12 protein-coding genes and 2 pseudogenes are annotated in these 13,076 nt (G+C 50.7%); 6 read left to right on the top strand and 8 right to left on the bottom strand.

Annotated elements, in window-relative coordinates; translation table 11 throughout:
- Window positions 1-56 precede the first annotated feature (56 nt).
- Window positions 57-311 carry a hypothetical protein gene (locus GBC03_01750; protein ID QFS69016.1) on the top strand — a complete coding sequence of 85 codons (255 nt, stop codon included), beginning with the start codon at window positions 57-59 and terminating at the stop codon, window positions 309-311.
- Window positions 308-1,540 carry a hypothetical protein gene (locus GBC03_01745; GenBank protein ID QFS69015.1) on the top strand — a complete coding sequence of 411 codons (1,233 nt, stop codon included), beginning with the start codon at window positions 308-310 and terminating at the stop codon, window positions 1,538-1,540. The genes GBC03_01750 and GBC03_01745 overlap by 4 nt, the downstream gene beginning before the upstream one ends.
- A gap of 548 nt (window positions 1,541-2,088) precedes the next feature.
- Here the strand turns inward: GBC03_01745 and GBC03_01740 are convergent.
- A complete protein-coding gene (locus GBC03_01740) occupies window positions 2,089-3,120 on the bottom strand; it encodes an IS630-like element ISSpu2 family transposase (GenBank protein QFS69014.1) in 1,032 nt (343 codons plus the stop codon).
- Between the two features lie 246 nt (window positions 3,121-3,366).
- Between GBC03_01740 and GBC03_01735 the strand changes: the two genes are divergently transcribed.
- The 4 genes and pseudogenes from GBC03_01735 (at window position 3,367) to GBC03_01720 (ending at window position 7,505) form a co-directional block, all read left to right on the top strand.
- Complete coding sequence (locus GBC03_01735; protein ID QFS69013.1) at window positions 3,367-3,579, top strand: hypothetical protein; 213 nt, start codon at window positions 3,367-3,369, stop codon at window positions 3,577-3,579.
- A 100-nt stretch (window positions 3,580-3,679) separates the two neighbouring features.
- Window positions 3,680-5,707: an acyltransferase family protein gene (locus GBC03_01730; protein QFS69012.1), complete on the top strand. Its 2,028-nt coding sequence runs from the start codon at window positions 3,680-3,682 to the stop codon at window positions 5,705-5,707.
- A 449-nt stretch (window positions 5,708-6,156) separates the two neighbouring features.
- A pseudogene (locus GBC03_01725) lies at window positions 6,157-6,351 on the top strand (hypothetical protein).
- Window positions 6,352-7,010: 659 nt separating this feature from the next.
- A complete protein-coding gene (locus GBC03_01720) occupies window positions 7,011-7,505 on the top strand; it encodes a chromosome partitioning protein ParB (GenBank protein ID QFS69087.1) in 495 nt (164 codons plus the stop codon).
- A gap of 511 nt (window positions 7,506-8,016) precedes the next feature.
- Here the strand turns inward: GBC03_01720 and GBC03_01715 are convergent.
- The 7 genes and pseudogenes from GBC03_01715 to GBC03_01685 all read right to left on the bottom strand — a co-directional run bounded on the left by GBC03_01715 (window position 8,017) and on the right by GBC03_01685 (window position 12,978).
- Window positions 8,017-8,367 carry a hypothetical protein gene (locus GBC03_01715; GenBank protein QFS69011.1) on the bottom strand — a complete coding sequence of 117 codons (351 nt, stop codon included), beginning with the start codon at window positions 8,365-8,367 and terminating at the stop codon, window positions 8,017-8,019.
- A gap of 66 nt (window positions 8,368-8,433) precedes the next feature.
- Window positions 8,434-8,916 carry a GNAT family N-acetyltransferase gene (locus tag GBC03_01710; protein QFS69010.1) on the bottom strand — a complete coding sequence of 161 codons (483 nt, stop codon included), beginning with the start codon at window positions 8,914-8,916 and terminating at the stop codon, window positions 8,434-8,436.
- The gene (locus GBC03_01705; protein QFS69009.1) at window positions 8,904-9,170 is read right to left on the bottom strand and encodes a DUF1778 domain-containing protein; all 267 of its coding nucleotides are present in this window, start codon (window positions 9,168-9,170) and stop codon (window positions 8,904-8,906) included. The genes GBC03_01710 and GBC03_01705 overlap by 13 nt, the downstream gene beginning before the upstream one ends.
- A gap of 363 nt (window positions 9,171-9,533) precedes the next feature.
- Window positions 9,534-9,800 carry a hypothetical protein gene (locus tag GBC03_01700; protein QFS69008.1) on the bottom strand — a complete coding sequence of 89 codons (267 nt, stop codon included), beginning with the start codon at window positions 9,798-9,800 and terminating at the stop codon, window positions 9,534-9,536.
- 15 nt (window positions 9,801-9,815) lie between these two features.
- Window positions 9,816-10,381 (bottom strand): annotated as a pseudogene (locus GBC03_01695) (DUF2913 family protein).
- 35 nt (window positions 10,382-10,416) lie between these two features.
- Window positions 10,417-10,872: a hypothetical protein gene (locus tag GBC03_01690; GenBank protein QFS69007.1), complete on the bottom strand. Its 456-nt coding sequence runs from the start codon at window positions 10,870-10,872 to the stop codon at window positions 10,417-10,419.
- Window positions 10,873-11,961: 1,089 nt separating this feature from the next.
- The gene (locus GBC03_01685) at window positions 11,962-12,978 is read right to left on the bottom strand and encodes a replication initiation protein (GenBank protein QFS69006.1); all 1,017 of its coding nucleotides are present in this window, start codon (window positions 12,976-12,978) and stop codon (window positions 11,962-11,964) included.
- Between the last annotated feature and the right edge of the window lie 98 nt (window positions 12,979-13,076).

The following is a 13,076-nucleotide window of genomic DNA, read 5'->3' as shown; positions in this document are numbered from 1 at the left end:
AAATCATATCATATATGATAATTGTGAATTCAAAAATATCATACGGAGAACATGAAATGGATAAAGAATCAGTGTTTTCACTTAGCTATGAGCAACTGACCCGGGAAGCTGAGGAAGCAATATCAAAATGCGACCTGAACCGGGACGGGATTTTTTACAACCGGGAGCTGAGTAAAGCCTCTGAAGTACTGCTTTTCTGGCACAGGCTGGCGATTCTCGGCTATCAGGGCGTGACAGGAAATGAGCGTGTTGAGGCCGACCTGCAGCGTCTGAAAGCCCTTATCTTCGGAAAAGAGGACCGCGTATCGTGACAACGGTCAAAGCCCGCCGCCCGTCACCGCTACAGAGAAGAATTCTGATTGTGCTGGCCGCGCTGGCTGAACGATGTCCCGGCCCCGTCGCCACACGGGATATCGAGCAGATACTGGCGAATGGCAGTGAACGCCCCGTCTATGGTAACAATCTGCGCGACTCCTGCCGTCGTATGGAGAACGCGGGCTGGATTCGTACCCTGCGTACCCGGAACCTGCATCTGCACGTCGAACTGACGGCGGCAGGCCGCGAACTGGCGGCCCCGCTGCTGGCCACCGAGCAGGAGCGTATGCTGGCCGAACAGCGTGCGACGGCCGTCTGTGTTCTGCCGCTGGTCCCGGCCGGAACGGCGGAGGATGCCGGTACGCCGGGCGCCGATCGGCCGGTACAGCTGGATGGTTCCTGGCACATGGCGTGCCGGGGCGATTACGTGCTCCGTCTCGACGGAACCACCTGCCTGCAACTGTGGAACGCCGCCGGGCAGCTGACGCGCCTGGCGGGCGATCCACTGCAGGTGGCCACCTGGCTTCAGGCCTGCCATGATGCCGGCATTGTTGTCCGGATGCAGATCAATGAAAGCCACACGCCGGAAGAGGGCGAACCCGCCGGTACCGCCACAACTGACCTGACGGACACCTGGTACCGCCAGCTGGACGCCGCGCTGCAGGCGGAGGGGATCACCGGTCTGAATGAGGAGATCAGACAGGCAGTTATTATGCCCGGCGAGGCGCTCCGCGACCTGCCGGCACCGGCGCGCCTGCTGCGCGTTCTGCGCGAGAGTCCGGAGGCGTTCCCGCTCTCGGCTGCCGCATACGAGGAAGACACGGAAGCCGCGCTGGCCGACCTGCTGGAACGTGCGGGGTTCACCGGCGGCCAGGCGCAGGAGCTGCAAATGCACCGCATCCGCTGGCCTCTGATGAGTCAGGAAGAATATGACCGGCACGACCTGAACAGCCTGCTGGACGAACTGGAGCGGCGACAGCTGTTCTGCAAACGTGACCAGCTGGTCGCCCTCGTCTTTTCCCCTGTCAGAAAAGCCGGCGAGAACTGGACTGAACGTCTGCAATGGCTCTTATCAACGGATGGATTTGGATTCCACAGTCCGCTATCTCGTGAAAATGCCACACCGGCGCTGAATTATCTGGCTGGCTACGTCGGACAAGACGCCGTTAAACAGCTGACCACCTACGTGGTATGGGCGGGAGACAAACAGGCGGGAAAGCCCTGAGCCAGTCCTGCGGGGCCGGTACCATTCATCTTATCGTCAGCTGCAGCAGGAGCAAGTCAGCGCCGGCGGCTGAGAATACCTTTCCCTACGAGCTGAAGGGACCCGCTGAGGCAATAGAGGCCTGGAGAAACCAGATTCGCGCAACTGACAGGCAAATCATCACGGGTGATCTCTACAAAGGCCTGCACTGGCAGCGCGCCAGGAGCGTTGCTCATCGTCACGCAGCCGTCGAGTTATGGGCCGTATCAGCAGGGCTGGGGCTCCGTCATGTTACCGATCCTGCCGTACCCTATGAATGCACCTTTCATGCCCTGCCGTATGCGGCAGGCGAGCACTGGCACCGACTTACAGCGAAGCCTCCCTTACCAGGACGGTGCCCGACACTGGCTGAACTGATGCGGATCTGCCCCCAGGATCAGTTTGTCCTTGCCGTCTCTCCTGTGTACCTTCGCGCTATTGAGAACGATATTCTGGCAGGATTACCGGCACTCACCAGCGCAGAGCAACAGTTAAACATCATCACCTCTAAATAACTGATCCTAATACCGCTACACTTTAGCCAGCCCGTGTTTTCCACCGGGGAATGGGCTGACGGTATCCATAAAGTGATGAACCTTTTTCAACAGTTGCCACATTGAACGGCACTGGTGATTTCGGGTTATTGTCTCATGAAGCGCCTGCCACAACCGTTCGACATGATTGACCCATGGCGAGTAAACCGGCTGATAAATGACCCTGAACTTCTGGTTTGCTTTCAGCCAGCGCAACGTTTCACGGCTTTTGTGGATAATGTAGTTATCGACAATGAGCGTAATCGTTTTTGCCCGCCGGTATGTCGCCTTAAGATGTTTTAACAGTCTGATAAATAAAGATGAACCTTTACTGTTTCCACCTACGTAGCTGACTTTTCCCGTACCGCTGTGCAGCGCACCGGCAAGATAGTACTTTTCATTCTGGCCCGGTGTGACAACACGTTTTTGCTGCCCGCGTAACTGCCAGTCAGCACCGATTTTCGGGTTGAGATGAATATCCACTTCATCTTCGGAAAACACGGGATTTTCCGCACTGCATTTCGCCAGTGCTTCATGGATAGCGACCATTTTTTCTTCTTTGTGTGGGTCACGGATACGCAGTGTCGGCGCTGCTCTGCGCCATACCAGCCCGGCAGCAGGTAACCATCTCCGGATGGTTGAGGCATGTAGCGGACAACCGGTGACATCACGGATTTTTATCGCCAGCAGTTCGGTACTCCAGCGGGAACGCTGATAACCGAAATCGCCGGGAGAATGCTTCACAAGCTCACGCAGCAATGCGCAAATATGTTCGAACGGCCAGCGCCTGCCACGTCCTGACGGTAATGACTTCAGGCCTTCAGCACCAGACAGAGTGAACCAGTTAATCCAGCGACCAATCGATGAGCGGGCACAGCAGAGTGTTCTGGCCACATGACTGACGCGCTCGCCCCGGTGCAACATCAGCATGGCGGTCAGTCTGCGGGCATAATTTTTATCACGCGTTTTATGGATAGCTTTCTGCATCAGGCGTCGTTCGTCACGGGGAATTGGTGCTATGATCGGCATCGCTCAGTCCGGTTGGTGATTTGGGATATTCAGCGATTGATCAGATCGCACAATTCGGGCTGAGTTCCCTCAAAGTGATCTACTATTCCGAACAGTTATTTAGGGCCTATCATGGCGCACTGGAGCGATGGGTGACATACAGCCACAGCGGTATGCTGGAGGTACTGAAAACAAATTGTACGGCCCTGAATATCAGCCTGGCCGGGCATCTGATTGATGAACTTGTTGATAATATTTGAGAATTCTATGAAAGGAACTGAGAATACCTGGATGCGTAAAACCGGGATCACAGTGAAAGTTATTACGGTTGCCTGTCTTATCCAGGCCAGTATTTCTGGTATTGCTTTTGCCGATTCCCGTTGGACCGTGGAAGTGGCGCACGAAAAATCGCTGACTCACGGTTTTCTCTCTAACTGTGCATGTAATCTAATGGAACAAAAACAAACGCAAGTAAATTAACTTACAGAGAGTTTAGCATATAATGTTAGATATTATAGCTTTTTAATATATTTCATATTATTATATATGTTGGCATTTAAATTCAAACACACCATTAAAAATGAACCTAAATCAAATTAAGAAAAAATACCGTACGGATATTGATGGCCTCAGGGCTATTGCGGTTACTGTTGTGATTTTATTTCACCTCGGCATCGGGTACTTCCCGTCAGGATTTATCGGTGTTGATATTTTCTTTGTTATATCCGGTTACCTGATAACTGGCATTATTCTATCATCACTCAGAGAAGGTACTTTCAGTTACTCAGATTTTTTTGTTCGTCGACTCTGGCGCATACAGCCTGCATTAATATTTGTTTGTATTGTGACGTTACTTGTCTCAAGTGTTCTTTTTGTTTCCCCGGATTATCTGGACTATCTTAAAAGCGCAAAATATAACACCTTATTAATTGCCAATCAGTATTTCTCGCGTCAGTCAGTAGCATATGCAACACCTGAAAGTGATATATTTCCTTTGTTACATACATGGTCGCTTGCCGTTGAATGGCAATGGTATATATTCCTTCCTTTGTTCATCGCGATAACCATTTCTCTTAAAAAAAGAGTCCCGGCAACTAAAAATGTTAATATCAGTGATAATTATATTTTAGTATTATGGTCTGTCATTACCTTTGTATTCGCAGCATTAGCATTGTTTATAGCAAAAAATGAACCTGGGCAGTCATATTATTTCCTGAGCACAAGAGTATTTGAATTCTGTGCAGGCGGTACAACATATTTACTGACCTGTCGAAAGGAATATATTCACAAGGGTATTTCAACAGTTTTAAATACCCTGGCGATTATCGGAATTATTTACATTTCGACAAAAGAGCATGTGATTGATATTTACCCAAATGTCAATGCGTTAATAGTCGTGGCCTGCACATGCGTTTTAATCTTCTCAGGAAAACAAGAAAGTAACTTCATCAGCAGGTTATTATCTTTAAAACCTTTTTCATTCACTGGAAAAATATCATATTCACTTTATTTATGGCACTGGCCGGTTCTTGCATACTGTCGCTATGTCAACATCCAGTTAACCGGTCTGAACCTCATATACATTTGCGGCAGTATTATCACACTGTCGCTGATTGGTTATTATCTTATCGAACAACCAATGAGGAAATTCAGGTATAGTCTGAAACTCACTGTGACACTGCTTTTAGCTTTACCTGCAATTTTTTACAGTATCCTGTATTCTGTTGCAGTAAAACAACAGGGTTTTCCTGAGCGTCTTGGTTCTGTATATTCACATCAGTTCAAAACAATCCAGCACTATGAAAGGAAGGCCGTTACCAGAAAAAAATGCATCGATACGAATCATTCGCTGGAAACCTGTGTCCTTGGCGCTCGTGAAGGTAATAAATCTGCGCTTGTGATTGGTGACTCGAATTCCAATCATTTCTGGGGATTTTTCGATGTACTGGGGAAAGATGCCGGAATAAAAATTAATGCACTGAGTGTTTCGTCATGCCTGACCCTGCCGGGAATATGGCAATATGACTGGTGGATATATAAGAATAAAAATTATGAGTATTGCCACAGCAAAACGGCCGAGTATTACAACATCATAAAAAATAATAAATTTGATTATGTTATTATTGGTGAAGTCTGGCAGAATTATTCGCGTGGACCGCATCTTATTACTAAAAAAGATGATGCCCGTTCTGATGCTTTAACAAAAGAACGAATGACCCGTTCCGCAAAACTTGCGATTTCAAAGATTATTGAATCCGGGGCAAGACCTGTCATTATTAAAACAATATATCCCATGCCAAAGGGCTATCAGGAGTGCCGACAGCGTGAAGCTATTCTGAGAAAGACATTCTCAGAAACAGCCTGTGATTCCCGACGCATTCAGGCACAAGAAAGTCAGTACCTGACAACGCTTTTTGACATGCTTAAAGAAGAATATCCTTCTTTGATAATTATTGATCCAAAGAAAATACAGTGCAAAAACAACTCCTGTATCAGCCATGTCGATTCTATACAAGTCTATCGTGATGTCGGGCATTTAACTGACTACGCCTCTTATATTTTTGGAGAAAGGTATTTAAACGAGTTCGGGAATCCGTTACAACCTTAAATAAGAAATGATAGCCGTATTTACACTGTCATTTATTCCAGGGATCCTGAATGGCATGGATGAGACGATGACACGTGGGGGAAGGCTCTCATACCAGGCCTTATTCCATTGTGATTCTGGCGGCCACGAATCCGATCAGCCAGGTGAAATTTCCCTGGCGATCTGTACAAAAGTCCAGCGACTCCACAATCAGTATGGAACCGTCAGAATTGGGCTGGGGTTAACGTCTGATCCTGGCCACTTATGTTGGGCGGGAATTGGTGAAACAGCTAGTATATCCTGCAGATAATAGAAAAAGTGAGTACACAGGCATGAATAACAATCATAAGCCCTTTATTGGTTTCCGTGACGCGGGTTCCGGTCAGTTCTCAGGGCCCTACATAACTGAAAACCAACTGAGCAACCTTATCAGGCTGCTTCCGGTTCCCAGGCCTTCACCAATCCAGTATGTGTTTCCCGATCTGTCACCACTGATCCGGCATATCAACGGGCAGATAGCTCACGCATTTCAGGCTCACAGTCAGGGGCAACTGGATAAGCAGCTTGCAGAAGAATACGAGCTGATTTTCACTCACTGGAACCGGGCCAGTGGAATGGAGGAGGGACCGAAAAAGGAACATGCCTGGGAAAAAGTAACCGACAGAGCCGATCCGCTGCTGATTCATCTGCGTCAGGCCATGCCGGCTGCAATGTCGCTTGCATGCTGGAATGATGAGCTGATAAATAATATTGAACACAAGGGGCGTATGTATACTGAAGTGTTGCTTTTCATTATTTACGCCCGTGCCGCTTACGAGCGGTCCTCTCTTGGCCGGGATCCTTCCCTGCGGGAATACTGCCGACAGATGAAGAAGATACTGGCCGCGTATACGGGCGGTGAAAATACCCAGCTGTTAATGCTGAGCGCCGCTTCAGAAGTGGAGTGGGCGCCGTACTACGCCATGCTGCGGGAAATGAATGGTCAGGGACCGGAAGATCCGGATTCGTACCTGGCACAACATGTCAGGGGCATAACGGCAGAAACCCTCTATGATGATAATCGTCTTATGCCCCTGTGCTATGACTTTGACACGACCACGGTTAAACGCCGTCATGTGACGTTCACCAGTTTTTCCAGCATGCACTGGCGTATGGTTATGACCCTCGCCCAAATCCACTACCGGATCAGCCAGCTGGAGGTGCTGCTTGATTCGCTAACCGACAGTGACGTCAAAGTGGACTTTGACGGTACCAGCGAAACCCGCGCGCAGTTGGAGAAGATGATTTTGCAGCTGACTGATCAGGAAGAACGGAACCAGAGATGATGCTGAAATTTACGAAGTATTCCTCGCTGTGTCTGTTTACAGCAGCCTGGTTTGCCAGCGCGGATATCCATGGCCATGTGGTGCGCGTGCTGGACGGGGATACCGTTGAGGTTCTTGAGCCGGGAAACCGACTGACGCGTGTTCGCCTGGCTGGCATCGATGCGCCGGAAAAGAGTCAGCCCTTTGGCCAGCGTTCCCGACAGGCGCTGACCGCACTGACGGCCGACAAGTCAGTGCATGTCTCTGGAAGTACCCAGGATCGTTATGGCCGCCTGCTTGGAACCATCTGGTCAGACACAACAGACATTAATGCCGTTCAGGTGAAAACTGGTATGGCCTGGGCCTACCGGTATCACGACAGGGCATCGGTAGCGGAATATGTCGGACTGGAGAGGCTGGCACGGGAGAGCCGGTCGGGTCTGTGGGCAGACCCATCCCCGGTTGAACCGTGGCGATGGCGTACAATGAAGAAGGGCGGTCAGGCAAGTCACTGAGCCCGGCCAACTTCGACGGAAAAACGTGTAAAAGCACAGATTGACAATTCCGTAACAAAAATGGACCACATTAAGCCTTTTATTTATCGTTTTAACCACGACAGCTGGAGCTATTCTCCCTGTACCCTGATATACAAAGAATCAGGACGCAACTTTTTGACCATTCCCCCCCGTGAGGAATGGTTTTTTTTATCCTCGCTTAACCTGTGGTGACGTTCGATTTCACCTCGGCGTGCTGTTTATTTTCCGGTTCAGGCCGATTTACTTTACCCGTTCCCAGGTGCTCAGACATTCCACGGCAGGAAACACACCGTTACTGGTGTGTATGTAAAACGTTTACTACAGCGCACAAAAATAAAACCACATTGTTACCCGTAACCGAAACTGGTATATTATTTGCACACTGATGAGTACATAACATCAGACAGTTTATTGAGCCGGTCGCGGGGATGTCACCAGACCGGTTTTTTTATTCCCGAAATATCTCTTCGTATTGCGGTGAACAAAGACGTCAGCGATCGGCCTTGCTGTGCTGCTCAGCAAAAGTTAACAGAGACATCCGCAGCGTTCGGGCAACAGAGCCCACACGGCCGCCAAGCAATGACATACGGAGGATATGTTTCCAGTCTGCATTCCGGCTTTCCCATGCGAGAAAAATATCCAGTTTGTTCGGGGATTGTATTGCCGGCATAAGATACTTATTCAGAACCCAGCCCTGAAACTGTTGCTGAAAATTAAGCATGTATTCAGAACGGCACTTAAGCATTAACGCATAAATGTCCTGAATTGCGTCCGGCATGTCACTTTGCAGAGCCTCATAACACAGAGCGCGGTAGTCGTCATATTTATCCAGTGGCATCATTATTGACCTATTAATTATCCTTTAATAACAATAAGTTAAAGTGCACTTAAGAAACATTATGTTAAATCAAGGTAGTTTCAGGAATAATGTGCGTTCCTGTGTATTTGAAGCCTTAAAGCCGTGGTACAGATAAAAGCCTTTGGCTTCTTCAGTAAGCGCGTGAACCATGATCGCACGTACACCGATATTCTCAGCAACCCGATAACAACGCAGCACCGCATCGTGAAGCAGATCGGCGCCGATCCCTTTTCCACGGAATGCAACATCGACTGCAAGACGAGCAAGTATGATGACCGGTATAGGGTCCGGCATGTTGCGCCGAAGACTACCTGTGGATTCCGTATGGTTAACGCTGCCAGTGGCCAGAGAGTAAAAGCCAGCGACTTGCTTCGTGCCGGATTTGCAGACAACGAACGTTCGGGCGGCCCCGAGAGCCTGATTCTTAAGCCCTCGCTGTTTAAGCCATTCATCGAGTACACTCTCGCCACTGACGAATTCTGCGAGCTGGTGTGAACTGGATAGCGGTTCTGGTGCTGTTACACGTCCCACTGAGGTTTCCTTGCCAACAGCTTATCGATGGCTGGGTCATCCGCAACCGGTTCATCGAGCATAGCGATAAACTCTGCATACTGCTCATCGTTAAAATTGAATACGCGGCGGTCGAGAATCACATTCTCCGCCGCCTGACATGCCATTTCCAGGATAAAGTCTGTACGGGATTTATGAAGGATCTCTGCCGCAGCATCAATGAGTGCCCGCTGAGATTCTTTGGCTCTAAGATTGAGCTGAACATCTGATTTCATGTGCGTGTTCCTTGTATAGCAATTGCTTTACAAGGATAACACAAGAGCTATGTATAGCAATCCCTATACACTTTTGAACATTCACAACTGACTGTTGCTGACTGGCGGCTGATGGCTCCCTCTTTCATGATGTACCTGCCTTTTATTGACAACATGATTATTACAGCAGTAGCGTATTGCCGTGGTGAATCCTTTCTGCGCGAATGGGCGTTCCGGTCAACTGCAGTCTGCAGGTATGCACGCGTCGTTACTGGCTGGGGTAACGTCACCGGGAGGCACCCGGCACCACCCGAATTACAATAACGATCCGTTGTTTTCCTTGAGAGCCTGTTCGTCCGGACAGGCTTTTTTTTCAGATAACAGTTACCTGCGGCGATGGCGATGTTTCATCGTGCGCTTTTCCGAAAATACTTTCTTCAGTTCCTCATCAAGCGTGTGATTCAGCCCGGGCGCTTGTTTTTCTACAAGCAACGTACTTGCGACAATGACCGGCAGTTGAAGGGCTGGATCTGCGCGCAGGCGCGTCTTGGCCGGAAACAAACTTGGTTTCTGAGTGTCATACCCGCGGGCCTTCAGGACGTTCACACAAGCCTGCAGAGCCTTAACAGGGTCGGATATAAGAGGTGACATGATGTTCCTTAAAAATCAGACTGTAGTTACACACAGACGGTAAAGGGGGTCAGAGCCGACATTTTCTGCCGCCATAGCCTCCCAGCCACAACGCGAGAGCAGGACGGAAAGCCCGGGGAGATTGCCGGTGATTCTGGCCATCAGGTTGCCCTTCAGCCTGCCGTCGTCATCGAACGCGGCATCGAGGGATGACTTCGACAGACTAATACAGTTAACCGCAGGGTTCACCGGAACGGCATGGCGGCCACTCCACTCACGATCACTGAGCAACCGGTAAGTCCAGTGCATGCTTTTCGCGTTTTCAATGGCGTAGGTCAGCCGGAACAGATCGCTCTGCGCTGAAATCTCGCCCGTACAGGAGTGCCAGAGGTATTCCAGTTTGCTGGCCAGCTTCGCCCTGACGCCGTAGAGGCGTCCCTGTTTCAGCAGCCACTCGATGTCCGGCGCCACTTCACGCGGAAAGCGTTTCTGCTTCTGTGCGGTGGCCAGCCAGCGGGTCAGAAACAGGCTTTCCTGGGACTCGCCGGATACCACGCCATCCTGGCGTGCGATATGGAGCGCGACCAGGGCACACAGGCCATGCGGCCGGACCTGGACGTCAGTGTGGTGGTTGCTATCACGGTGAATTAGTCTCTTCAGAAGTATCCTGCTCTGTGGCTTTTCTGGCGGCGCTGGCCTTGATACGCTGATGTATTTCCTTAATGCGCAGACGTGAGTACTTCTCATCCTCTGCCGTCACTTCCTGGACAGGCTGACCGTCGAGGCCGTAGCGGTAAGCGCCTGCTTTAATCTGCTCCAGGTAACTCAGGCTTCCCGTCACATAAAACATAACCCGGGCGACTTCGTTATGGGTCAGGTCAGGAACCGGGTCAGCTTTAAGCTGGTCGTGCATCAGTTGGCTGATGCCGTGGGCGATTGGCCGGAACTCCCTTTTTTTCCATCCCGGCCACAGCTCCGGCCAGCGGGTACAGACTTTTTTCAGCGCCAGGCTGAGTGCGAGTTTTTTCCGTTCTTTCTTTGTCATCTTTTCAGGTACGGACGGTTGCCCGGAATCGCTCATGAGGAACCTCATCTTACAGGTATCAGTACTTGGTTAATTATAGCGCGATTATGTTTTTAACTGAATGTTATATAAGGTTTTTACACTAAAAATACATTCATGACAGGCCAGGAAATGCGGGCTTACGGATGTGCCATCAGGCACATGCCGGCGGAAAGGTTGACCGGGTTTTCACCGGGGGTTATCCCGCCGGAGCGCCCGGCGAAGCCGGTAACATGAGCTGACGTCCGGGGTTGAGGAAGGCGAGCAGCGCGCAGCCTTCCCCCAGATGCCGCGAAGCGGCATGTAAGGCGGTATGATGAGGTTACATACAGCACAGAGGGCTGGCCGCCGGAGCCCGGCGTCAGCCGGAAACTTGCCTGATAGTTAACGCCTATCCCATCCCCCTCCCTGCCAGGCCATAATCCGCTTAACGCCATGATGGTGTTTCATTTCCCCCACGGGGGGGCGCAGTTAGCGAAACAGCCTGGAGGGCTGTTGAGTGGTACTGCGAGTTAGCGGCGTTAGCCGCTTACGGGGGAAATAGCACTGACCATGCAGCAACAGAACTGGCAGCGGCGAAGAAACTAGTTACAACATCCATCATTAAAAGCGATGTTGTTCCCGGCCTTCGGCCGGGGCGGCGGCGCTTTTTAGTGGTGGGTTCCACACTGAAGCTGAAGTGTCTGCGCTTGGTTTTCGGAAAATCAAAGAGAATGTTGTAACTAGTTTTCGGATCGGGGCCCGTCACGTTGTGACGGGAGGTACCTTTGATTCTGAGCGGCGCGGCCGTCTGGCCGCTGCGAGCGAAGGCATTTTTGTTTTGTTCACAGAAGTTGCAGGGATAAAAGATTTCCCTGCAGCGTAAGAATGCAGGGGATTAATAACGGTGTTTAAGAAGATTATGCAGGTTTCACGTTTTTCATTTGCTGAAAGTTAACGTTATTCGTTTGCGGATTTATGTGGATAACACTTCCGGAACGGACGTCGGCCGTCACAGAATATGGCCATCACCGGCAGGAACGGGGGAATGAGGCCGGGAAAGGGCATTTCCGGCGGAACGTAACCAGCACAAAAAGCCCCGGAGGGGCTGAAGGTTATCAGGGATGGATTACGGGCTTTCTACCAGGGAGGTGGCTCCTCAAGCGCCAGCTTCAGCTGGTACAAATGCTGAATGGCCAGCTTCTGGAGCCGTTCATCTGAACAGTAATATGCTTCTTCCGCTGGCATGGTCTTCAGCAGCCAGCCGGAGATATCCTCAATCTGCTGGTCGCGGGGCAGTTTCTCCAGGCGGTTAGCCCGCTTGCGGGCTGCGGCCTGCTGACGGCGGTAGCGCAGTGCCTCAAGGGATTTCTGTTCATACCAGCGTTTTCTGGCCGCATGAACGGAGATCTCTTCATCCTCACCAAGAATACCTTCCCGGATGAGCGCGCGGCGCTCTTCACTCTCTTTCAGCTTCCTCTGTTGCTGTTCGTGCAGCTTCTGCATGTCAACACCCAGAATCCTGAAGCCGGTATCGGTGATGTAGATGTATTTAGGAAGCCAGGATTTACTTTCACGATCCCAGGTTTTCTCGGCAACGCCGAAAACACCAAACTGCACCTGCTCGTTTATAAGACGTGACAGCCGGGATACGGTCACTTCCATTTCAGGAATGACCTTTCCCCTGCCATCCTTCGGACTGAGCTCTCTGGCCAGCCTGGAAACGCATATCACAGTGGTGTGTTTACCGGCATCGCAGAAACTGATGGCCAGTGGCATGAGAGCATCAAGCAGACGACGCTTTTCCGGACGGAACGCATACCTGCGCCCTGCCTTTTCACGGTGTTTTATGTAAAACGGGTGACGGGAGATGTGCATGCGAAGACTGATCTGCCCCGTCTCTTTGTCTTTTTTGACAAGACGATTGTAGGCATAGCCGAGCTGGCCACCCAGCGCTTTGTAATGCGCAGGACGGAACCATGCAGGACTCTCGCATTTTGGTTTTGTGGAGTGATCGCCACGACGACGCCGGGTTTGTTTCTTCTCCGGTGAAACCAGGAAAGAATCAATACTGCCGTCATCCACCCCCTGCCAGTAGCGGATTTGCTCTTCAGGGCTCAGCTCACTCCAGTGAACTGACTGGGGTCTCTCAGACACTACCCCCTGCACTTATGTTGTACAGGTGGAGTATGCTCAACAGGTCTTGCCTTTTTTTGCGCACGAGTTATACTCCCCAACAGGTACAACACTACCCG

The sequence above is a fragment of the Citrobacter telavivensis genome, assembly GCA_009363175.1.
GTDB classification, from domain to species: Bacteria; Pseudomonadota; Gammaproteobacteria; order Enterobacterales; family Enterobacteriaceae; genus Citrobacter_A; species Citrobacter_A telavivensis.
The sequence above is the reverse complement of the archived record's forward strand: the minus strand, read 5'-3'. Positions and strand labels throughout refer to the sequence as shown.